Raw genomic sequence first — 21148 nt, forward strand, 5'->3', positions numbered from 1 at the left:
TGTTGACAACCGCCCTCTTCTCCTCTAAGATAACATCTTAAAAAGGGTTGATCATTCATGGTTTCCATTGTTAATCAGAAACTTGAGGCGAAGGAACAGGAGCTCAAGATCCTTCACGAGGTGGCGAAGGATATCAGCGACAACCTTGACCTTTCGGAGCTTCTGCACCGCATCGTCGATACGGTGAAGGATTTTGTCAAGGCGGATTCCTGCCTCGTTTACCTCTACGATGAAGACCACGGCGAGTTGGTCCTTTCCGCTTCGAGCGATGCGAAGAGGAAATCGCTGGGATCGATAAGCTTGAAGCTCGGCGAGGGCCTCACCGGCTGGGCCGCAAAGGAGAAACAGCCTGTCGCCCTGACGAAGGAGGCCTATCGCGACAAGCGGTTCAAGGCCTTCACCTCCCTGAAGGAAGACAAGTACGAGGCCTTTCTTTCCATACCCATCCTGTCGAAGAACAGGATCATAGGCGTCATGAACCTTCAGAACAAAAAGGAGTACGTCTATCCCGAGACACAGATAAAGCTTCTCTTCACCATCAGCAGGTACCTGGGCAGCGCAATACAGAATGCGATTACCTATGATGAGGTGGTGAAGAAGGCAAAACAGCTCGACCTTCTCTCCGAGGTGTCGCGGACGATCGTTTCCGACCACTACATCAAGGAGATCCTCCATCTTATCGTGACGATGACGGCAAAGGTCATGGATTCCAAGATCTGCTCCGTCATGCTTCTCGACGAGAAAAAAGAAGAGCTTGTCATCGCCGCCACGCAGAGCCTGAGCAACGATTACGTGAACAAGCCGAACCTGAAGGTCGGGCAATCCGTAAGCGGCAAGGTGGTCCTCGAGAAAAAACCCTTCAAGGTCCTCGACGTGACGAGGGAGCCGGGCTACATGTTCCCTGATGTAGCGAGGAACGAAGGGTTCGTGTCCCTCCTGTCCGTCCCGATGATGATAAAGGACGAGGTGGTGGGCGTAATCAACAGCTATACGAAGAACGAGCACACCTTTACGAAGGAAGAGATAGACATTCTGCAGGCAGTTGCAAACCAGGCGGCCGTGGCCATCGAGAACACCAACCTGAGCCATGAGATACTCGCCGCAAAGGAGGCGCTCGAGTCGCGCAAGCTCGTAGAGCGCGCCAAGGGGATATTGATGAAGGAAGTGGGCCTCAACGAGGACGAGGCCTACCGCAAGATACACAAGAAGAGTATGGATACAAGAAAGACGATGAAGGAAGTGGCGGAGGCCGTCATACTCGCCTTCGACATCCAGAAAAGAACTTGACAACGGTGTGCTCAAACACTATCATATTGGCAGATTATTTGGGTTTCTAGCAGAGTTGCTAAAAATGAACTTGCACGGACAAGGGCGTCCAGAGCGCTGAAAAATGCTTTGGACGCCTTTTTTATGTGACAGGGGGCGATGGACATATGAAAAAAATGTTACGTATCGGCATGGCACAGATAAACTCAATAGTCGGCGACCTTGCGGGGAACGGCGAGAAGGTCCTCACCTGGGTTGAGCGGGCCAGGGCGCAGGATGTGGACATTCTTGCGCTGCCGGAACTTGTCATAACGGGTTACCCGCCTGAAGACCTGCTCCTTAAGAGGGGCTTTATCGATACGAACATCAAAGTCGTCAACGAAGTGGCGTCCCGGATAGACTCTCCGGCCACAATTGTCGGTTTTGTGGATCGATCCGCATCGGGGATCTATAACGCCGCCGCCGTCATCTACAAAGGAAAGATACGGGGTATCTTCCGCAAGGAACTCCTTCCGAACTACGGCGTTTTTGATGAGAGAAGGTACTTTCTCCCCGGCACCAGACCCCGGGTGTTCCGTTACGGCGATGTTCTCTTCGGCGTCGGGATATGTGAAGACATGTGGTTCAAGGAAGGCCCGGTGGCCGCCATGGCCCGCTCGGGCGCGGGACTTATCTTCAACATCAATGCATCCCCCTACCACATGGGCAAGATATACGTCCGGGAAGACGCTGTCAGAAGCAGGGTCCGGGAAAACCGGGTGTGGGTGGCCTACGTCAACCTTGTCGGGGGTCAGGACGAGCTGGTGTTCGACGGACAGAGTTTTATAATGGATAGGTCGGGCAATGTCGTAGCCGCCGCCGGGGCATTCCGGGAGGACCTCCTTGTTATCGATATTCCCGAAGAGGAACTGGCAAAGAAGGGTTCGGCGACAGGGACGGGGGGGCGCGTCACCACTGTCGCCGCGCGGCCCCACGGGGCGCGCCCGGAGGTCAAAAGATCACTCGCGGTACATCCCGTCAAGCGCCTTGATGCCACCGAGGAGGTTTACGAGGCATTGAAGCTTGGCCTTCATGACTACGTAAAGAAGAATGGGTTCAAGGGAACAGTGATAGGACTTTCCGGAGGGATCGACTCGGCACTGGTGGCTGCCCTTGCAGCGGATGCGCTGGGCAGGGACAATATCGTATGCGTCTTCATGCCGTCGAAGTTCACATCCAGGGAATCCTCGGAAGATGCCTTTGAGCTTGCGAAGAAGCTCGGCACGAGGATCATCGAGGTGCCCATAGACGCAATACTCGATGCCTATAAGGCCGGCCTTGGAAGGTTGTTCGAGGGCCTTAAGGAGGACGTTACCGAGGAGAACCTCCAGGCCCGCATTCGCGGCAATATCCTTATGGCGCTTTCGAACAAGTTTGGGTGGCTGGTGCTCACCACGGGCAACAAATCCGAAATGAGCGTGGGTTACGCGACTCTGTACGGCGACATGGCGGGCGGCTTCGCCGTTATCAAGGATGTTCCGAAAACGCTCGTTTACCAGCTTTGCAGATGGCGCAATACCCTTGGCGAAGCTATTCCCGAGAGGATAATCTCGAAGGAGCCAACCGCCGAATTGAAGGCGAATCAGAAGGACAGCGATAGCCTTCCCCCTTACGACCATCTCGATCAGGTGTTGAAAAGCTATGTCGAGGAGGACAAAGAACCTTCGACGGTCGATCACCCAAACGTGTCCGCGGGAGAGATCGCCCGCGTGCTGAGAATGGTGGACTTGAGCGAGTACAAACGCCGCCAGTCTCCCCCGGGGATCAAGATAACACCCAAGGCATTGGGCAAGGACAGGAGGATGCCCATCACGAACAAATACAAGGGCTCGCAATGAAATTCGAGTTTATGGTAAAACGGCTCTCCCCCGTTTTGAAAAGGATAACAAACAGACTCAACGGTTATCATGCGTATTTTGACGAGGAAGACCTCTACCAAGAGGCGTTGACACACCTGTGGAGCGCCTTCCGGAAAGGGTCTATCGAAGACAAGACAGACAGCTATATCCTCCAGGGTTGTTACTATCACCTCAAGAACCATCTCCGGAAGGTCCGCGAAAATGCAGTTTTTGTGAGCCTCAACGAACCGGTCGGCGAAGACGGCGGTTCCCTGGAGGAGATGATCGCTTCCGACGCATCCTCGTCCTATGTGTACCTTGAACGAAAGCTCAAATTCCAGGCGATACGAGACGCCTGCACCTCAGACCGGGACCGTCAGGTCCTTAAACTGCTCATGGAGGATCTGGCGGTGCGAGAGATCGGCGCAAGACTCGGCATCTCCCACGTTATGGTCCTGAAGATCCGTAACAGGATTCGCGACAACTACGCGTGCAAGACGGGAGAGAAGGAAACCTGAGTCTCAGGTCCGGGGTTTCATGTTTCAGGCAAAGTCAACGAAACGGGGGAGATCATGTCCTCCCATGACCCGCAACCCATCACCTGAAGTTTTTTTCTATCTTTTGTTTTTGACATGGTTTATATATTTCTTTAATGTCCCCAATACAAAACGAAGGAGGTGAAAAAGCATGAAGAAGATACTAGTATTGTTCTTCGCAGTCGTAATCGGTCTTTCCTTTGCATTCACGGGGTTTGCCCAGGAGAAGAAGGCAACACCTGCAACGCCCGCAACACCTGCAACGCCCGCTGCCAAGGTAGAGGCTCCCGCCGTAAAGCCTGACAAGCCGGCGAAGAAGGAAAAGAAAGTAAAGAAGACGAAGAAGACGAAGAAGGCCAAGGGAGCTCCCGCCGAGGAGAAACCGGCCGAAACGAAGTAGGCAAGCAAGCAAAAAACCCGGAAGATTGTTTCAGAAAAAGGGGGGGATTTCCCCCCTTTTTTTCAAGGACCAATAACCGCATTCGAATAATTGGATCAAAGGATAAGGACCAACTCGGCAGATCTGAATTGGTCATATGGGGCGGACAGCGGCCCACCCTGTCCCCATTTTTTGTTTGATCATTGATCACGGGTAAATTGGTTATTGCCTTTTCTCTGGTCATTATGTGGTATAATGGGCGCTTATGAGGAAGATAGTCGTAGATATCGACAATACCCTGTGGGACCTGGCGCCCGTGCTTTACGAGCGGCTGCACGAGGCCGTTCCGGGATTTCCTCATCATTCGCAGTGGCATTCGTGGAGTTTCTGGAACGGACTGATCCCGGCGGAGCGCCTGTACCGCATCATAAGGGACGTCCACATGGAACAGGACACCTTTGAACCTTACGGAGAGTCCCGCACATTTCTTAAGAGGCTTCGCGAAAAAGGATTCCACGTTGTCATCGCCAGTCACCGGGAGAGAGAAACCTATGCCTCGACTCAAAGGTGGCTTCGCAAGCACGACCTGCCCTTCGACGAGATCCACCTGAGCTATGACAAGACAGTGCTCTTCGACGACTGCTGGGCCGTGGTCGACGACAGCCCTGTAACGCTGGAAAAGGCCAGGCAGGCCGGAATAATCCGTGCCGGCCTCAAGAACCCCTGGAACGCGATGGAGGACCACCCGCTTTTCGCGGACCTGGGGGAGATATACCAGTATCTTGAAATGACGTGTGCGGCGGGGAAGAAAGAGTGATGTCGCACGTCTAAGAGGCTGTCGCACGTCACAAGCCGCAGTTTAGAACCTTGGACAACAAATGACAAATGTTAGCAATCGCGCCCTCGTTCGGTCCTATTCTGAACGTGAGACGTAAGACGAGGTGGTCGATGAGGAGCTACAGGAAGGAACTCTGGTTCAATGTGCCGGCGAGGCGGGGGTTTGTGAACATAACGCCTCAGGTTGAGGAATGCCTGCGTGAGAGCGGCATTACCGAGGGACTTGTTCTGGTGAACGCCATGCACATCACGGCCTCCGTCTTCATCAACGACGACGAATCGGGCCTCCATCACGACATCGACATCTGGCTCGAGAAGCTTGCCCCCCACGAACCGGTTTCCAGTTACAGACACAATGTCGGCGAAGACAACGCGGACGGTCACCTCAAGCGCCAGATCATGGGCAGGGAGGTGGTCGTCGCCATAACGGAAGGGCGCCTCGACTTCGGTCCCTGGGAACAGATATTCTACGGAGAGTTCGATGGGCGAAGAAGAAAGAGGGTTCTCGTCAAGATAATCGGGGAATAGTAATAGGGGTCAGGAAAAAGCAAAAACCCTTAACAGGCTACTCGATCGCCCTGTGGTAAGACTGGAGCGCTTTCACTTTTATCTCACCCTTGTTGGCCAGCGATGCCTTGATACCCTCGGCGGTTGCCTTAGCGGCGGCCGTTGTGGTGATGTAGGGAATCTTGTGTTTGATCGCGGCCTTTCTTATGTATGAATCGTCGTACTTGCTGCTCTTGCCCGACGGCGTGTTGATGACAAGGTCGATCTCCTTGTTGTGGATGGCATCGACGATGTTGGGCCTGCCTTCATGGACCTTCTTGATGTGGGCGCTCTTCACGCCCGCCTCCGAGAGGAACCGGTGGGTTCCCTCGGTGGCGACTATGGTGAATCCCAGCTTGACGAGCTGCTTCGCAACGTCGACGATGTCCTTCTTGTCATGGTCGACGATAGTGATAAGAACGTTGCCAGACTGAGGGAGCTTCTGCCCCGCTGCTTCCTGAGATTTTGCAAATGCCAACCCGAAGGAGTTGGCCATTCCCAGGACCTCGCCCGTGGATTTCATCTCCGGGCCCAGGGTCGGATCGACCTCGGGAAACATGTTGAAGGGGAATACGGCCTCCTTGACACCCACGTGGGGATATTTCTTCTGCGTAAGATGCATATCTTTCAGTTTCTTGCCGATCATAAGCTGAGTCGCTATCTTTGCCATCTGCACCCCCGTTACCTTTGAGACGAGTGGTACCGTTCTGCTGGCCCGCGGGTTTGCCTCGAGGATATAGACCTTGTTGTTGGCGATGGCATACTGGATGTTCATGAGTCCCACGACCTTGAGTTCAATGGCGAGTTTCTTTGTATATTCGTTGATGACGGCGGTCTGCTCCTCTGTCAGCGTGCGCGGAGGTATGGCACAGGCGCTGTCGCCGGAGTGGACGCCGGCAAGCTCTATGTGTTCCATGATGGAGGGAACAAAGGCATCCTCGCCGTCGGAGATGGCGTCGGCTTCCACCTCTATGGCGTTTTCCAGGAACTTGTCGATGAGAATGGGTCTGCCGGGGGAGATATCAACGGCGGCGTTCACATAGGCCTTGAGCATCTCGTCGTCGTAGACGACCTCCATGCCCCGTCCGCCAAGAACATAGGAGGGACGGACCATAAGGGGGTATCCGATCCTCCCCGCGACCTCCAGGGCCTCTTCGAGGATGACGGCGGTGCCGCTCTCGGGCTGGGGGATACCCAGCTTCTTGATGATCTGGCTGAAGCGCTTGCGGTCTTCAGCGATGTCGATGCTCTCCGGAGATGTCCCCAGGACCTTTACACCGGCGTCTTCCAATTGCCGCGCCAGATTGAGAGGTGTCTGCCCGCCAAACTGGACGATGGCCCCGATGGGTTTTTCTTTCTCGTAGATACTCAGGACATCTTCCACGGTGAGGGGCTCGAAGTAGAGCTTGTCAGAGGTATCGTAGTCCGTGGAGACCGTCTCGGGGTTGCAGTTGACCATGATGGATTCGTATCCCTCGTCGCGCAGCGTGAAGGCCGCGTGGACACAGGTATAGTCGAATTCGATGCCCTGCCCGATGCGGTTGGGTCCGCCGCCGAGGATCATGACCTTATTGCGGTCGCTCACGGCCACTTCGTCGGGGGCGTTGTAGGTCGAATAGTAGTAGGCTGCATCGGCGCCGCTGACGGGTACCTGGCACCACGTTTCCTTCTTTCCCAGGGTAGTCCTCTTTCTCCTGATCTCGGTCTCCGGGGTGTCAAGGAGCATGGAGAGATACTTGTCGGAGAACCCATCCTCTTTTGCTTTCACGAGCAGGGCGTCGGGGAGTTTACCCCCTTTGTGGCGGAGGATCTCTTCCTCGAGACCGAGAATCTCCTTCATCTGTTCGATGAACCACCGCTTGATCTTTGTTTTCTCGTAAAGTTCATCCACGGTGGCGCCCTTGCGCAGGGCTTCGTACATGATGAACTGTCTTTCGGAGGACGGCTCGTTGAGAAGGCGCATCAGGTCGTCCAGGGGCAATTCGTTAAAATTCTTGGCGAAACCAAATCCGTACCGTTTTGTCTCCAGGGAACGGATCGCCTTCTGGAAGGCTTCCTTGTATGTTTTGCCAATGCTCATCGCTTCGCCCACGGCCTTCATCTGGGTTCCCAGCTTGTCTTCTGCCTCGCTGAACTTCTCGAAGGCCCACCGGGCGAACTTGATGACAACGTACTCCCCTGACGGGGTGTACTCGGCAAGGCTGCCCCCGCGGTAGTAAGGGATATCCTTCAAGGTGTAGCCGCCGGCCAGCTTGGCCGAGATGAAGGCGATGGGGAAGCCCGTCGCCTTCGACGCGAGCGCCGAGGAGCGGGACGTCCTGGGGTTGATCTCAATGACGACGATACGGCCGTCGTCAGGGTTGTGGGCGAACTGTATGTTGGTGCCCCCGATGACCTGGATGGCCTCGACGATGCGGTACGAATAATCCTGCAGCCTCTTCTGCACGTCCTCGGATATGGTCAGCATTGGCGCACAGCAGAAAGAATCGCCGGTATGAACGCCCATGGGATCGATGTTTTCGATGAAGCAGACGGTGATCATCGTGTTGTCTGAGTCGCGGACAACCTCAAGCTCCAGTTCTTCCCAGCCGACCACGGCTTCCTCGATGAGGATCTGCCCGATGATGCTGGCGGATATGCCCCTGCCCGCTATGGTCCTGAGTTCCTCCTTGTTAAAGGCTATGCCGCCGCCGGTGCCGCCCATGGTGTATGCGGGGCGGATGACAACGGGATACCCCAGCCTGTCGGCGATCTCGAGGGCCTCTTCCACGGAATAGGCCAGCGCGCTGTCGGGCATGGGAATATTCAGTCTTTTCATGGTCTTCTTGAATTCATCGCGGTCTTCGCCGCGCTCTATGGCATCGGCCTGAACCCCTATCATGCGGACCCCGTGTTTTTCGAGTATCCCCCTGCGGGAAAGCTCAGCCGCAAGGTTGAGGCCCGTCTGGCCGCCCAGATTGGGAAGAAGCCCTTGAGGTTTCTCCTTTTCTATGATCTTTTCGATAACATCAATGGTAAGGGGCTCCACATAAGTCTTGTCCGCCATTCCGGGGTCGGTCATAATGGTCGCCGGGTTTGAATTGACGAGGACTATCTTGTACCCTGAGGCCCTGAGGGCCTTGCAGGCCTGGGTGCCGGAATAGTCGAACTCACATGCCTGACCAATGATAATAGGACCGGAGCCGATTATGAGGACTTTGTCGATGCCTTTAATTTTCGGGGGTTTTGCCATTGCGGGGAATTCCTTTCGGATTTGCTCTGCATCGTAACAGAAGAGCGGCGACTAGTCAAGTGTTTTCAAAGGCTTGCAACGTGTTATAACCAAATGAAAAAGGCTATCACCGGTCGACCAAATCTCAATGACCAGGCAGAACATGGACCGACTTGTTTGTCCTTGGCTTGATCGTTGGAATGTGGTTGGCCGGCCATAGTCTTCTGTCCTCATATTCCTTGCTGTGAGGCGAGACGATAGAGCCACTCCTGGCTCCATCCGCTGGGAATTGTGAGGCAGAAAAGAAGGACGACGAGAAATAATATTATCCTGAACCAGATCGCCGGGTTTAGACCGGAGGGAATCGTGGCGACAAGGGATGCCGGTGCGAAATGCAGGGTATTCAACCCGGTCTTTCTTTTGGAATCTTTCCGTGCAGACCTTGCTATCAGCAGGAGGCCGACGACGGCCACGAGGGCATTGCAGAGATGATCGGCGCCGATCTCTCCGAGAACGGGGCCGGGTCGCTGGAAGACGTCGATAATGAAATCGAATAGCCCGTACCAGAACATGAAATGGCCAAGGAGTCTGCCCTGCCCCGGAACAGCCGTCCGGGCTGCGGCGAGAACGATGAGAACAATGAGGAGATCCTTGAATGCCTCGTAAAGAGCGATGGGGTGCCGGAAGCCTTCAGCGTAGGGAAACTTGACCCCCCACCACGCCCCTGTCACGTAGCCGTAGACCTCGCCGTTCAAATGATTGCCGATGCGCGCGAGGGCCAGCAGGAATGCCACGGGTATGACTATCTCGTCAGCTACGAGAAGGAACCTTTTCCTGTCGATAAGACAAAAGAGGAGTACCCCCACGAGGCATCCGATGATGACGCCGTCGTAGGCTATGCCGCCCTTCCAGAAGGCGAGCATCTCAGGATAGTTGCCGCGGAAGAGTTCCCATTCATAGATGAGGATCTGAAAAGCCCGTCCCACGACAAGGCACGACAGGGAGAAGATGAGCGACAGGTCCCAGGCCTGTCTCGATGAGAGACCAAGATAGCTGCGCCGGAGCATAACCCAGAGGAAAAGAGCGAAAAACCCCAATGCGTATGCAAGTCCGTGATACGAGAGATTTACCCCCCAGACCTCAGCAAACGCGGGATCTATGTTCAGGACAAAAGGACCTTCTAGATAGATTGCTACCCCCTGTCGCAACTAATGCCAAAAAACCCTGTTTTTCTGTACTTCTACTACTAGCGGCACACCTGTGTCAACCCAAAAAGAAAGTCTCACGTTTCAGGAAAAACCTTAACGAAAGTTTCAGGTCTCAGGAAAGACTGTTTCAGCCTTCAAAGCTTGAGGTTCTTCCCCTGTCTTTGCCCTGAAACCTGAAACCGTCTCTGTGGATGAACCCCTCCCGTTGCGGGAGGGGATTGGGGGTGTGAAAATACGCGGTGAGGGTATGGGAGTAGTTATGACTCGGATTTTTCGAATGCGTCCTTCGGCGCGTTGCAGATGGGGCAAGCCCAGTCATCGGGAAGCTGATCAAAGGGGACCTTTTCAACCTTTTCGTCGTATTGGTATCCACAAACAGAACATGTCCAGACCATATAACCTCCTCTATTGATTTGTTTGCATCAATCCTTCTTGTTCATCCGCACAGGGTTTGCAGATGTAAAAACCGACTCGGTTGCCAATGATCTCGAAACCTCTTGTTTCCGCATTGGCGAGGCAGTATGCTCACCGACCTTCCGCAGGGTTGTTCCCGGCGGCTATCCGCCGTCCAGCGTGGGATGTTCGACCTTTACGTACCAGGCCGCCGGATCTTCTAAATACTCTTCGGCATCGCGCAGGGACAGGAAGTGTTCGTATTCGATCATCGCAAGGAGCTCGAAGAAGTCTTTCTCACGCTTGTCCTTCGATGACGCGGCAAGTTCCTTGTAGAACACGACCCCCTTGTTCTCGAAGGCGACGGCTGTCTTGACGGCTTCCAGGTCGGCCGCATCGGTCGGGGCCGACGGGTCGATCGACTTGAGGGCGTTGGCAAGAACCTCCCTGATGTTCGTATTATTCACGTTGAGGGGCAACGTCTCGGGCCATTTGCCCTCGGCCGCCCACTTTTCGTGGAGACCCTTAAGCCGGTGGTAATGTTCGGCCTCGTCCTCGGCTATTGTCTTGAACATTGCCTTGCCCAGGGGGTTGCTTGTCCGGTCGGCGTTCTTGAGGTAGAATTCACGTTCCTTCATCTCGTTGTCAAGCGCCACTTCCAACGCGCTCAGCCTTTCTTTGTCGTCCATAGCGTCACCCTTTCCGTTTGTTCATTCGATAAGAACAATGCCGTATACATCCCGGTCTTGAGCGTGATTGCGGACGACCTCAATGGGAAGGCCGTTTGCGCGTGCGGTCTGATAGACGTCTATACCGCAGGATTCCATGGAGGGCCTCATGCGTTCCGGGTGTACGCAACCCTTTGTGGTGTCGCATTTCTTGCACCGGGTGCAGAATCCGCAGCCGAAGCCGAAGGCTTTGTAGAATCCATCCAGAAACAAAGTGGTTTCCAGATCTACGACGGTGTCGTTAAGGTCGGTTACCGTGCTGTATCCGCTTACCCAATGAGAATGGAGAAGGATTGCCTGCGTGTACGAATCAAGCATCGATCGGGTCTTCTCATGGTCGGGGGTGTGGGGTGGGCATGACCACCTCAGGCCGTATGCGCCGCATCCGAACTGGCACTTCATTCGGACCCACGGCGCCGTATGGATTGATGACGTTTCCACGATCACGGCGTCATCAATCCCCCTTTCCCTGGCGAAGCCGATATATTTCTCAAGGTCGCTGTTTTGCATGAGCTACTTACACTATAGGACACCGAGTGGGATTGGTCAAGCCGGGGAAGACCGAGGATCGTTTCAGGTTTCAAGTCTCAGGTTTCAGGTTAAGAAGCACGAAAAGAGCTGCCCGGTGGAAGGTGCGACAGTCATTTCACCGGCCCCGCCTGACGTTTCTTCCCCCGTTTTTGGCGTGAAACAACCTGGAACCTGAAACCGTCTTTCAGACGATCAGCCTGTCCGGTATTACTTCCCCGATGGTCTTCTTTCCGAGAAGCGCCATGAGGAGTCTGTCGAGGCCGACGGAGACACCGGCGCAGGGGGTGTTTATTGCTGCGAGGGCATGGAGAAAGGCTTCGTCGATGGGGAAGGTCTGTTTTCCCAGCCGCGCCCGCCGCGCATTGTCGTCCATGAAGCGCTCGCGCTGCCGGGATGGGTCGGTAAGCTCCGTGTATCCGTTGGCGATCTCGAGGCCGTCTATGTACAGTTCGAAGCGCTCCACGAGGGCGCTATTGTCGTCGCGCCTCTTCGCCATGGTGGAGATGGAAAAAGGCCATCCCGAGACAATATAAGGCTTCTTGCTTCTGAGGACGTCGTCGATCTCCTGGATGAGCGTCTTGAAGAAGAGGCTGTTCCAGTCGTCCCCATCGTCGATGCCGAAAAAACCCTTCTTCGCAAGGGCATCGAAGAAGTCGTCCCGGTCAAGGAGGAAGGGATCGAATCCCATCGTCTCCCGGAAGACCTGGTCGAGCTGATGTACGGGATAGGGCCCGAGAAAGAGATCCGGAAGGGGGCTGAGAAGCCTTCGGGCGATGGACTCCACGAGTTCTTCCGTTTCATTCATCACGTCCCGATATGAACCCTCGCGGTACCATTCCACCATGGTGAACTCGGTGTTGTGCAGTTCCTGATGGTCTTCAACTCGCCAGACCTTGCATATCTGGAAGATCCGTCTGTGTCCGAACCGCAGGAGTTTCTTCATCCCCATCTCCGGCGATGTGTGCAGGGAGAACGGGCCCTTCGTCCCCACGTGCACGGCAAGGGGTTCTATGTGAGGGTCGGGGGGCGCCGTGGCCATCAGGTTTGCCGTCTCCACCTCGAGATACCCGCGTTCATAGAAGAAATCACGGGTCGCCCGAAGAAGCTCGTGGCGCGACGTCAGAATATCGTGGGTTCCGGGCATGTCCATGGTTTCCATTACCTTGCCGGTGAGTGCGTTATTGCATTTTATACAGCAAACAAGTATACTTTGTCCATCTTAGGCTCTTGTGGAGAGGTGACCGAGTTGGCCGAAGGTGCTCGCCTGCTAAGCGAGTGTACGGATAAACCCGTACCCAGGGTTCAAATCCCTGCCTCTCCGCCATTCAAAAAGAAGTTCCACGTTTCAGGCTTCACGTTTCAGGCTAAGAACAAGGACAAGAAATTTCAGATGGTGCTGGAGAACGGGGCCCCAACGGTACGCGGGGCCGCTCTTTTCGTGCTTCTTAACCTGAAACGTGAAGCCGCTTCTACGTGAAGAGCTTTGCGTTCAGGATGAGGTGAGTCCAGATGCTTGCGCCATATCCGAGCCCGACGGCCCAAGTCCATTTGAGATGACCTGCGAAGGTGTATGTCCCCCGGGAGCTTCCCATGAGGCCGACACCAGCGGCGGAGCCAATGGAGAGAAGGCTTCCTCCTACCCCGGCCGCCAGCGTTGCAAGGAGCCATTGTCCGTGAGACATGTCAGGGTTCATCGTTAATACTGCATACATCACGGGGATATTGTCGACCACGGCCGAGAGAATCCCTATCATCACGTTTGCCGGGGTATGGCCAAAGCCGTACAGGTATTCAGACGTCATCGCAAGGTACCCGAGTTGTCCAAGGCCGCCGACACAAAAGATGATGCCATAGAAAAAGAGCAGCGTATCCCATTCAGCCCGAGCGACATTCCTGAAGAGGTCAAAAGTCTTGCGCTTGTCATGGCCCATCATGTCAAGGGGGTCTTCATCCCAACGATTACGCATTTCCTTTATCTTCAGGTAATAGCCGAAAAAGGACAGATACCCCAGTCCAAGCATCATTCCGAGAGCGGGCGGAAGGTGGAGGACATTGTGGAACAGAACCGCCGTGACGATCGTCAGGACAAAGAGGATCATAATGCGCCGCGCACCGGCCTTCATCTTGAGGGGGATCGCCGCCCCGCGTTTGACACCATGAGGCACGGAGAAACTCATGATAACCGCCGGGATAAGCCAGTTTATCATGGAAGGTATGAAGAGCGCGAAGAATTCTCCAAAGGGAATCTTGCCCTTCTGCCAGACCATCAACGTAGTGATATCCCCGAAAGGCGAGAACGCGCCCCCGGCGTTTGAGGCGACAACGATGTTGATACAGGACACGACAATGAACCTCTTGTCGTTTCGTGCCACAGCTATGGTCACGGCGCCCATGAGAAGCGCTGTGGTGAGGTTATCACATAGAGGAGACAGAAAAAATGCCAGGGTGCCTGTCATCCAGTATATCCTTCTGAGGCCGAACCCTTTGCTTAAAAGCCAGGAGGTCAAGGCCTCGAAGACCTTTCTTTCCTCAAGTGCGTTTATGTATGTCATTGCGGCAAGGAGGAAAAGGAATAATTCCACATATTCCGCCAGATTGACGACAACGGCGGAATGAAGGACGTCTTGCCTGCCTATTGCCAGATATGCAAGGGCGACCATGATCCATATAATGCCCCCTGCGACCACGACGGGCTTGCTTTTTCGCAAATGCAGCTTTTCCTCGAAGATCACAAAGCCGTAGGCCACAATAAAGAGAACGACCGCAATGATGCCGAAGACTGATGTGGTCAGGTTCACGACCTCGACCGATCCTCCGTTTGCCGATGCGCAAAGAGGCAATGCCATCAGGAGTGCCAGGGAGACTAAACAACGGGCGCCTTTTTTCATTTTTTTGCTCTTCCTTTTATGGTTTCACGGGATCATGCTGTCCCGATACCGGCTGTGTATTATTCGACCTTACGATTCAGAGTGTTGAGTCCGTTGGAGGGCCATACATCTACTCGAAGGATGGGACAATGCACTTCATCCATCGGCAGTATACCCCACAATGGCCGACGGATGTATCGGAGTTTTCCTGATATTCACGGACGATAAACCCGGATTCAGGTAAGGAAAAAAGAGGAAGGCCTGAAACCTGTAACTATTCCTGCTTCATTCCCACGAGCGCCCTGATCCGGGGCATGGCTTTTTCCGCAGCCCTTATGCCTCTCTCCATTAAGGTTTTTTTCTGCGAAAAATCGAACATGGAGATGCCTTTCGTGTCCGGCTCAAGGATTATGTCTGCGTGGGCAAGCTCTGCCTTTGAATTGACATGCATCATGATCGATATGGATTGGGCGATGACATCGATGACGGATGTTATGTCCCCGTCCCTCACGTCATTCTGGAGGTTGACGGCAATGATGACGTCGGCTCCTTTTGATCGGGCCACTTCGCAGGCTATGTTGCTTGTGACACCTCCGTCAACGAGGGTTCTGTTCCCGAAGCTGACGGGGACAAAGATGCCCGGGATGGCGGAGGATGCGCGGATGGCCCTGGCGATGGACCCCTTTTCGAGGGTGACCGTCTCGCCCGTGTTGAGGTCGGTGGCCACGGGATAAAAAGGTATCTTTGTGTCTTCCACGCGCTTCACCTTTGCATTCTGCTCCACGAAGGCTTCGAGCCTGGCGCCCTGGACCGGGCCCATCTTCGATGAGACTATGGAGTAGTCCAGGATATCGCCCCTGTTTATCTTGAATGCCGCCCACTCCAGCTGGAAACTGTCGGGGTTCGACGCATAGAGGCCGCCGATGAGGCTGCCGACGCTTGTCCCCACGATCATGTGGATGGGAATCTTTTCCTTCTCAAGGGCACGAAGCACCCCCACGTGAGCGAAGCCTTTGGCCGACCCACCCCCCAGAACAAGGGCCACCTTCGGAGCCGTTGTCCTGGTAAAGGGCATGCTTGAGCAGGAACAGAGGAGAAAAAGAACGATAATGGACAGAAATGCCCGTCTAATAACCACCTCTCATCCCGACGAAGGGATTGTGGACCTTTTCCCGCCCGATGGTGCTGCGCGTCGAATCGCCGTAGTTATGTCCCGGCGCGACGACCGTATCGTCGGGGAGCGCGAAAAGCTTGTTCTTCACGGATGCCAGCAGCGTCTCCCATGAGCCGCCGTCAAGGTCGGTCCTGCCCACGCTGCCCACGAAAAGGGTGTCTCCCGTAAAGACCATCCCCGGGTGGTAGAGCGAGATGCTCCCTGGTGAGTGGCCGGGCGTATGGATGACGGAAAGTGACGTATTCCCGACAGTGATGGTGTCGCCGTCGCGGACGGTCCTGTCAGCGGGAGGTGAGGGTTCACCGCCGAACATCTGAAAGGAATGGGGGGACTGATGGATGAGGGCGGGGGCCTCCGTCTGGTGTATGATGATCTGTGCCCCGGTGAGTTCCTTCATGCGCTTGTTACCCATGATGTGGTCCACATGACAGTGAGTATTGACGATATATTTAATGGTATATCCCCTCGTTTTCGCCTCGTCAAATATGCGGTCACATTCAGAGGCGGGGTCTATGACAAGGGCCTCGTTGGTCTCCTTGCAGGCTACGATGTATGCAAATATGGCAAAACTGCCGACTTCCATCTGTTTTACGAACATTGAAACCTCCTTGTGCGCAGTTAAATCTAATACTTTTTAATGCCGTTTTTCAATTTTTTTGGTAATATCTTGCACAGCAGCCGAGCCAATCAAAGAGGGAGGGAAAATGAGGCCAGTCTTCATCGAGGCGCGGGACTTGCCCGATGCCTGGTTCCAGTGCATATACCGGATATTCGAGGACGACGGGGTGCACGAGTACGTCATCGACCGCGGATCCTTTGAGGGGAACAAACGCAGGGAGTTCGACCTTGTCATGGTTCACATCAAGTATCCCGGGACGGTCCCTCTCATCCCCGACATCCCTGCCGAGCTCGGAATCCCCGCCCCTACCTCCATGGACTATGTCGAGGAGTATCTGCAATATCTCATGACCGACAAAAAGGCCCCCAATGAGCTCTACACGTACGGGGAGAGGCTCACCAACCCCAAGGTGTTTGTCGACGGGCGGGAATGTGCGTGCGGGGTCAATCCCGTCATGGAGGTTATCGAGATCTACAAAAAGGGGGATTATGGGACCAACCAGGCGATCATGGAGATCGGCATGCCTTCCGACATCACCCTTGAAGACCCTCCGTGCCTGAGGCTCATCGATACGCGGGTCACCGACGGCAAGCTCCATTTTGTCCTTTATTTCCGGAGCTGGGACCTGTGGGCCGGGTTTCCCTCGAACCTCGCCGCCATCCAGCTTTTGAAGGAATACATGTGCCAGGAGATAGGTATCGAAGACGGCACCATCACCGCCGTGAGCAAAGGGCTCCATCTCTACGAGTACACCTTCGGCTTTGCCCTCCAGCGGCTCCGCAGAGAGGCGAAGTGATCGCACAACGGGTTGTCAGCCGAACTCGGCCCTTGTGCTCGCAGCCATTAACGTGTATCGGTCCCGGATGTTCTTCTGGATCTCTTCCATGTCCGTGCCCGGCCTGATCTCCCGGGTATCGTACATGCCCGACGGCGAATCGAGGATGGAAAGAACCAACGCATTTCCACCCGAGGGGATGATCTCCAGGAAGACCTTGTTCTGGAAGAGGAAGACGATGCCATAGTGGCAGGGGACTATCAGGCCGTCTTTGCATGAATATGCCGCAAAGCTGAGGAGGTCGTTGAGTATCGTTGCGATCTCCGGTGAATCGAGGCGCTCCATGTGCCCGGCGACGGAGGGGCGGTGCAGGCAGCCTGCGAGGTCCTTCTCGATACATAGGTCCCCGCCGGACCGGACTTCCCCGGGGAACCTCTCCTCCAGGTGGTAGCTGAGATCGATGATCTCGGGATATGTGAAGACCTTTCTGGACCAGAGGGAATCGAAGATCTTCCCTGCCTGCGTCCATCCCAGGCAGCTTTCGAGGTCGATAAAAAGATTTCTCCTCAGCAGCCGGTCGAAGAAGCTCTCTATGCCGAGGCGTTCCATCCTGCTGTCCACGTAAAGACTCCATATCTGGTTGTAGCGGTCGCGGACGAAAGGTTCCTTCTCTTCGTCGGGCGTGATACGGGGATCGTAGAGGAAAGCCCCGTCGAGGACGTCGGCTATATAGAGGAAAAGCCTGTAAATGCGCCCATAGACGAAGGACTCATCCATCCAGATGTAGGTCTTGACATCAAGGATACCCCTTTTCCTTTTGATGAGGGCCTTCTCAAGCCAGGGCGAATCTGTCCCTTCTATGACGACATTATTGATGTGCTGCGAAATACCGAGATCTTCAATAACTGATCGGACGAGAGATCTTTTCTCTTGCACTTAAAATTCGCCTTCAAGGCTATAAAGCTCAAGAAGGAGTGTTTTCGCTTTCATCCATTTCGAGTCGCGGCTGGTGGAGAAGGGGGTTGTCTGCAGATATTCCGTCAGGTACTTCCGTGCACGTTCCGGTTCATTGCGCCTGGCGTAGATGTAGCCAAGGCTGTAGAGGGAGGTCTCGTATGCGGTCGTGTACCGGGGGATGAGCTGATCGAGGCCTTTGAGCTTTAGATAGAGCCGCTCCTTGTCTTTCGTCGCAACCGCGGGATCGTTTACGGCCTTTTCATAGTGACCCTTGATGACCTTTACCGTTGCAAGCACTTCTTTCGTGTAGTCGTATATCTTCAGGCTCGTTCTCAGCGAGGTGACATATTCGTTCTTTTTGAGGAGCTCTTCCACCCGTTTCTGGCTGGCATTAAGGTTGGCGTCGTTGATAGCGCCGCTGTCTTTCTTGGCGGCGGCAGCGGCGGCCGGCTTCGCTTTCTTCTCCGGGGCCGCGTCGGCAATGCAGACGATGCCGGAGATGAAGAATGCGGTCACGATGATCGCGGCGGCCGTGACCAACATTGCCTTCGTGCCGAGATGTTTCAATCCTGCAGCCTCGAATGTCATGTGAAATCTGCCCCCTTTGGACCTCTGAAAAATGGCGGTGCAGGGATTTGAACCCCGGACACTGCGGATATGAGCCGCATGCTCTGACCACCTGAGCTACACCGCCTTGCCTTTTTGATATAAGCCATAAAGGCCTGTATTGTCAATACAAAATCAGGTTATGGGTGACAGGCCGCTGCCGTCCAGGATAGTCCATTTTTCCCATGCCTCGTCAGTCGCAACAAGGGTTCGAGACGGTCAAAGCCCTTGCTCCAGAACACGGTTGGTTCCTTCCGTCATCATAACTGGACCTCATGATGTCCAGCATTCCGGAAGGCAGGAGACAATGACCAATGAAACAGATAATGACCAATGACCAAACAATGATACGAGTGCTGGTTCTTCTTCTGGTTATTTCGTCCTGATTACCTGATCTTTAATACCTTGTGGAACTGGATGCCGAGGCGCCATCCCGGGTGGGCGAGACAGTAGTCCATGGCGAGACGGGTGTTTTCCTCGAGGGAGGAGTTATCGATGGGTTGGAGGATGAAGTGGCGGAAGGTGAGGCTTTCGAAGTGGGCCGGATCGAGACCGTTCTGGGGATAGAGGAGCTTCAGTTCGTCACCCGCTGTGACCACGAGACGGGTGCCAGCCTTGGGACTTACCGTTATCCAATCGATATCACCGGGCAGGGGGAGGGTTCCGTTCGTTTCGATGGCGATCTCCCAGCGGCGCCGGTGGAGTTCATCAATGAGGGGAGTGTCTGCCTGGAGAGCCGGCTCGCCTCCCGTGATGACCGCGAGGGGACGAACACCCTGCGTTGGAAGGGAGGGCCGACGCGCCTCCATGGCGAGGGCGACATCGGCCGGGGTGTCGTATCTTCCGCCGCCGGGGCCATCGGTGCCGACAAAATCGGTGTCGCAGAAGGGGCAGGGTATGCTTGAGCGGTCGTCGCTGCGGCCGGACCAGAGGTTGCAGCCCGAGAGCCTCACGAATACGGCCGGCCTGCCCGTGTTGACGCCTTCGCCCTGGAGGGAATAGAAGATCTCCTTGATGAGGTATGCCATGAGAAACTTAACCTCTATATGTATAGGGGACGGGGTCGTCCATGCCGGCCTCCCTGAACCCCTGCAGACGCAGCATGCAGGCATCGCAGCGCCCGCACGCCTTCCCTACGGGGGAGGGGTCATAGCACGTCGTCGTGAGCGAGTAATCGACCCCGAGGGCCGTCCCTGTGCGGATGATCTGTGCCTTTGTCATGGCGATAAGCGGAGCGTGGATCCTGAAGGGCTTCCCCTCTACGCCCGCCTTTGTGGCAAGGTTCGCCAAGCGCTCGAAGGCCGATATGTATTCAGGCCTGCAATCGGGATAGCCGCTGTAATCAAGGGCATTGACGCCGATGAAGATATCCTGGGCGCCGAGGGTCTCGGCGAAGGCAAGGGCGAAGGAAAGGAAGATGGTGTTCCGTGCGGGGACATAGGTGATGGGGATGTCCCGGGAGATGGCCGAAAGGTCCCGTCCCTTGGGGACCTCGATATCGTCCGTCAGGGCCGAGCCGCCGAAGCTGCGAAGGTCGATGTCGAGAACGACCTGCCGGGCGGCGCCAAGCGACTTCGCGACCCTTGCCGCCGCCTCTATCTCATGCGTGTGCCGCTGGCCATAGCGAAAGGTCAGGGCATAGGCCTCGTAACCCCCGCTCCCGGCGATGGCCAGAGTCGTCGTCGAGTCGATGCCGCCGCTTAAGAGAACCACCGCCTTCTTTGCACATTCGTTCATGTCTCTCCTATTTTCTAAATATGGAGAAGAGCAGTGTCAGGATGATGCTGATCACTATGCTCGTCGTGATGGGAAAGTAGAAGCTGAAGTTATCCTTCTTGATCGAGATGTCACCGGGCAGCTTGCCAAGCCAGGGTATCTTGGGCCCGCAGGTGAAGGCAAGCCCGATGACGATGAGGACGACACCAAGGATGATGAGCATCTTTCCCATGGACGGCATCATTTCGCCCCGTAGCGTTCCTTTTCGCTGAAGATGCAGCCGCAGTACTGCTGGCGGTACATGCCGAGCTTCTTCGATCCCTCGATGCCTTCCTGCCAGCCGGGCCGGAAATCGCGGTATAGGAAGGGGACGCCGAAGGCCGCGGAGAGTTCTTCGCCTATCCTCTTTATGTCATCGTGGCGCTGGTACCTGCTGTAGAGAAGGGTCGTCGTGAGTGCGTCGAAGCCGCCATCGACCGCTTTTTGGAACGCCTTTTCGAGACGCATGCGGTAGCAGAAAAGACAGCGGTCCTTTCCAAGGGCAAGCGCTCCCGCAAGAAAGTTTTCAAGCTCATAGGAAGCATCGACCGCAAGAGGCATAAGCGCGACCCTTGCGTACTCTTTCAGAGTGGAAAGGCGTTTCGAAAACTCCGTGCAGGGATGGATGTTGGGGTTGTAGAAGTATCCCGAGACCATTGCGCCTTCGCGGCGAAGCTCCTTCAGGGTGTATATGCTGCAGGGGGCGCAGCAGATGTGAAGCAATATGTTGCTGCCGTCGATGTCCATTGAGCTGTTTTCCCAATTGCCCGTAATTTCCTGTAGGTTACCACCTTCCGCCGCTTTTTTCCATAGAGGCGGGAACGGGTTCGAGGCGCCAGGCCATGGGCAAGAACAAAAATCCTAATAATATGAAGGTTCTTTT

Annotated in this window: 22 protein-coding genes and 2 tRNA genes; 8 read left to right on the forward strand and 16 right to left on the reverse strand. The window is 55.0% G+C overall.

The features are described from left to right. The first annotated feature begins 57 nt into the window (after positions 1–57). The 6 genes from PHC90_00525 to PHC90_00550 all read left to right on the forward strand — a co-directional run bounded on the left by PHC90_00525 (position 58) and on the right by PHC90_00550 (position 5423). Positions 58–1287, forward strand: coding sequence for a GAF domain-containing protein (locus PHC90_00525; GenBank protein MDD3844822.1), 1230 nt, complete (start codon positions 58–60; stop codon positions 1285–1287). Positions 1288–1433: 146 nt separating this feature from the next. After that, positions 1434–3143 (forward strand): NAD+ synthase, encoded by a 1710-nt coding sequence (locus PHC90_00530; GenBank protein MDD3844823.1) that lies wholly within the window; start codon positions 1434–1436, stop codon positions 3141–3143. After that, on the forward strand, positions 3140–3661 hold the full coding sequence (locus tag PHC90_00535; GenBank protein ID MDD3844824.1) for a sigma-70 family RNA polymerase sigma factor: 522 nt from the start codon (positions 3140–3142) through the stop codon (positions 3659–3661). The genes PHC90_00530 and PHC90_00535 overlap by 4 nt, the downstream gene beginning before the upstream one ends. Positions 3662–3830: 169 nt before the next feature. After that, the gene (locus tag PHC90_00540; protein MDD3844825.1) at positions 3831–4079 is read left to right on the forward strand and encodes a hypothetical protein; all 249 of its coding nucleotides are present in this window, start codon (positions 3831–3833) and stop codon (positions 4077–4079) included. A 244-nt stretch (positions 4080–4323) separates the two neighbouring features. Continuing rightward, positions 4324–4875, forward strand: coding sequence for a hypothetical protein (locus PHC90_00545; GenBank protein ID MDD3844826.1), 552 nt, complete (start codon positions 4324–4326; stop codon positions 4873–4875). A 131-nt stretch (positions 4876–5006) separates the two neighbouring features. Next, on the forward strand, positions 5007–5423 hold the full coding sequence (locus PHC90_00550; GenBank protein MDD3844827.1) for a secondary thiamine-phosphate synthase enzyme YjbQ: 417 nt from the start codon (positions 5007–5009) through the stop codon (positions 5421–5423). 37 nt (positions 5424–5460) lie between these two features. Here PHC90_00550 and carB read toward each other — a convergent pair whose 3' ends face one another. From carB to epmA, 6 genes are all read right to left on the reverse strand, one after another. Further along, the gene (gene carB / locus PHC90_00555; protein ID MDD3844828.1) at positions 5461–8673 is read right to left on the reverse strand and encodes a carbamoyl-phosphate synthase large subunit; all 3213 of its coding nucleotides are present in this window, start codon (positions 8671–8673) and stop codon (positions 5461–5463) included. Between the two features lie 209 nt (positions 8674–8882). Continuing rightward, positions 8883–9860, reverse strand: a complete 978-nt coding sequence (locus PHC90_00560; GenBank protein MDD3844829.1) for a prolipoprotein diacylglyceryl transferase — start codon at positions 9858–9860, stop codon at positions 8883–8885. Between the two features lie 257 nt (positions 9861–10117). Further along, the gene (locus tag PHC90_00565; protein ID MDD3844830.1) at positions 10118–10255 is read right to left on the reverse strand and encodes a rubredoxin; all 138 of its coding nucleotides are present in this window, start codon (positions 10253–10255) and stop codon (positions 10118–10120) included. 162 nt (positions 10256–10417) lie between these two features. Next, the gene (locus PHC90_00570; protein ID MDD3844831.1) at positions 10418–10942 is read right to left on the reverse strand and encodes a ferritin family protein; all 525 of its coding nucleotides are present in this window, start codon (positions 10940–10942) and stop codon (positions 10418–10420) included. A gap of 21 nt (positions 10943–10963) precedes the next feature. Then, positions 10964–11491 (reverse strand): DUF2284 domain-containing protein, encoded by a 528-nt coding sequence (locus tag PHC90_00575; protein MDD3844832.1) that lies wholly within the window; start codon positions 11489–11491, stop codon positions 10964–10966. Between the two features lie 205 nt (positions 11492–11696). After that, the gene (gene epmA / locus PHC90_00580) at positions 11697–12671 is read right to left on the reverse strand and encodes an EF-P lysine aminoacylase EpmA (GenBank protein ID MDD3844833.1); all 975 of its coding nucleotides are present in this window, start codon (positions 12669–12671) and stop codon (positions 11697–11699) included. A 72-nt stretch (positions 12672–12743) separates the two neighbouring features. On the opposite strand from epmA, the gene PHC90_00585 reads away from it, so the two are divergent. Beyond that, positions 12744–12836: transfer RNA gene (locus PHC90_00585), tRNA-Ser, on the forward strand. 145 nt (positions 12837–12981) lie between these two features. On the opposite strand, the gene nhaD is transcribed toward PHC90_00585, so the two are convergent. The 3 genes from nhaD to PHC90_00600 all read right to left on the reverse strand — a co-directional run bounded on the left by nhaD (position 12982) and on the right by PHC90_00600 (position 16151). Further along, entirely contained in the window at positions 12982–14400 is a 1419-nt protein-coding gene (gene nhaD, locus PHC90_00590) for a sodium:proton antiporter NhaD (protein MDD3844834.1), read from the reverse strand. Positions 14401–14653: 253 nt separating this feature from the next. Then, positions 14654–15517, reverse strand: coding sequence for a patatin-like phospholipase family protein (locus tag PHC90_00595; protein ID MDD3844835.1), 864 nt, complete (start codon positions 15515–15517; stop codon positions 14654–14656). Then, complete coding sequence (locus tag PHC90_00600; protein ID MDD3844836.1) at positions 15507–16151, reverse strand: MBL fold metallo-hydrolase; 645 nt, start codon at positions 16149–16151, stop codon at positions 15507–15509. Before PHC90_00600 ends, PHC90_00595 begins: the two co-directional genes overlap by 11 nt. 106 nt (positions 16152–16257) lie before the next feature. On the opposite strand from PHC90_00600, the gene PHC90_00605 reads away from it, so the two are divergent. Further along, positions 16258–16968 carry a thymidylate synthase gene (locus PHC90_00605; GenBank protein MDD3844837.1) on the forward strand — a complete coding sequence of 237 codons (711 nt, stop codon included), beginning with the start codon at positions 16258–16260 and terminating at the stop codon, positions 16966–16968. Positions 16969–16983: 15 nt separating this feature from the next. Here the strand turns inward: PHC90_00605 and PHC90_00610 are convergent, their stop codons facing one another. The 7 genes from PHC90_00610 to PHC90_00640 all read right to left on the reverse strand — a co-directional run bounded on the left by PHC90_00610 (position 16984) and on the right by PHC90_00640 (position 21012). After that, entirely contained in the window at positions 16984–17883 is a 900-nt protein-coding gene (locus tag PHC90_00610) for a hypothetical protein (GenBank protein ID MDD3844838.1), read from the reverse strand. Then, a complete protein-coding gene (locus PHC90_00615) occupies positions 17884–18492 on the reverse strand; it encodes a hypothetical protein (GenBank protein ID MDD3844839.1) in 609 nt (202 codons plus the stop codon). Positions 18493–18524: 32 nt separating this feature from the next. Further along, positions 18525–18598: transfer RNA gene (locus tag PHC90_00620), tRNA-Met, on the reverse strand. Between the two features lie 298 nt (positions 18599–18896). Then, entirely contained in the window at positions 18897–19538 is a 642-nt protein-coding gene (queE, locus tag PHC90_00625; protein MDD3844840.1) for a 7-carboxy-7-deazaguanine synthase, read from the reverse strand. A 7-nt stretch (positions 19539–19545) separates the two neighbouring features. Then, complete coding sequence (gene queC, locus PHC90_00630) at positions 19546–20247, reverse strand: 7-cyano-7-deazaguanine synthase QueC (GenBank protein MDD3844841.1); 702 nt, start codon at positions 20245–20247, stop codon at positions 19546–19548. A 7-nt stretch (positions 20248–20254) separates the two neighbouring features. Continuing rightward, on the reverse strand, positions 20255–20458 hold the full coding sequence (locus tag PHC90_00635; GenBank protein ID MDD3844842.1) for a DUF2905 domain-containing protein: 204 nt from the start codon (positions 20456–20458) through the stop codon (positions 20255–20257). An 8-nt stretch (positions 20459–20466) separates the two neighbouring features. After that, the gene (locus PHC90_00640) at positions 20467–21012 is read right to left on the reverse strand and encodes an epoxyqueuosine reductase QueH (protein ID MDD3844843.1); all 546 of its coding nucleotides are present in this window, start codon (positions 21010–21012) and stop codon (positions 20467–20469) included. Between the last annotated feature and the right edge of the window lie 136 nt (positions 21013–21148).

This window comes from Syntrophorhabdaceae bacterium, from assembly GCA_028698615.1.
Taxonomy (GTDB): domain Bacteria; phylum Desulfobacterota; class Syntrophorhabdia; order Syntrophorhabdales; family Syntrophorhabdaceae; genus Delta-02.

Excerpts from the sequence above, each read along its gene's own strand:
- queC (MDD3844841.1), bottom strand. The coding sequence starts at position 20,247 with ATGAACGAATGTGCAAAGAAGGCGGTGGTTCTCTTAAGCGGCGGCATC.
- PHC90_00575 (MDD3844832.1), bottom strand. The coding sequence starts at position 11,491 with ATGCAAAACAGCGACCTTGAGAAATATATCGGCTTCGCCAGGGAAAGG.
- PHC90_00540 (MDD3844825.1), top strand. The coding sequence starts at position 3,831 with ATGAAGAAGATACTAGTATTGTTCTTCGCAGTCGTAATCGGTCTTTCC.
- PHC90_00530 (MDD3844823.1), top strand. The coding sequence starts at position 1,434 with ATGAAAAAAATGTTACGTATCGGCATGGCACAGATAAACTCAATAGTC.
- PHC90_00615 (MDD3844839.1), bottom strand. The coding sequence starts at position 18,492 with ATGACATTCGAGGCTGCAGGATTGAAACATCTCGGCACGAAGGCAATG.
- PHC90_00535 (MDD3844824.1), top strand. The coding sequence starts at position 3,140 with ATGAAATTCGAGTTTATGGTAAAACGGCTCTCCCCCGTTTTGAAAAGG.
- PHC90_00605 (MDD3844837.1), top strand. The coding sequence starts at position 16,258 with ATGAGGCCAGTCTTCATCGAGGCGCGGGACTTGCCCGATGCCTGGTTC.
- queE (MDD3844840.1), bottom strand. The coding sequence starts at position 19,538 with ATGGCATACCTCATCAAGGAGATCTTCTATTCCCTCCAGGGCGAAGGC.
- PHC90_00550 (MDD3844827.1), top strand. The coding sequence starts at position 5,007 with ATGAGGAGCTACAGGAAGGAACTCTGGTTCAATGTGCCGGCGAGGCGG.
- epmA (MDD3844833.1), bottom strand. The coding sequence starts at position 12,671 with ATGGAAACCATGGACATGCCCGGAACCCACGATATTCTGACGTCGCGC.
- PHC90_00570 (MDD3844831.1), bottom strand. The coding sequence starts at position 10,942 with ATGGACGACAAAGAAAGGCTGAGCGCGTTGGAAGTGGCGCTTGACAAC.
- PHC90_00545 (MDD3844826.1), top strand. The coding sequence starts at position 4,324 with ATGAGGAAGATAGTCGTAGATATCGACAATACCCTGTGGGACCTGGCG.
- PHC90_00635 (MDD3844842.1), bottom strand. The coding sequence starts at position 20,458 with ATGGGAAAGATGCTCATCATCCTTGGTGTCGTCCTCATCGTCATCGGG.
- nhaD (MDD3844834.1), bottom strand. The coding sequence starts at position 14,400 with ATGAAAAAAGGCGCCCGTTGTTTAGTCTCCCTGGCACTCCTGATGGCA.
- PHC90_00640 (MDD3844843.1), bottom strand. The coding sequence starts at position 21,012 with ATGGACATCGACGGCAGCAACATATTGCTTCACATCTGCTGCGCCCCC.
- PHC90_00600 (MDD3844836.1), bottom strand. The coding sequence starts at position 16,151 with ATGTTCGTAAAACAGATGGAAGTCGGCAGTTTTGCCATATTTGCATAC.
- PHC90_00565 (MDD3844830.1), bottom strand. The coding sequence starts at position 10,255 with ATGGTCTGGACATGTTCTGTTTGTGGATACCAATACGACGAAAAGGTT.
- PHC90_00525 (MDD3844822.1), top strand. The coding sequence starts at position 58 with ATGGTTTCCATTGTTAATCAGAAACTTGAGGCGAAGGAACAGGAGCTC.
- carB (MDD3844828.1), bottom strand. The coding sequence starts at position 8,673 with ATGGCAAAACCCCCGAAAATTAAAGGCATCGACAAAGTCCTCATAATC.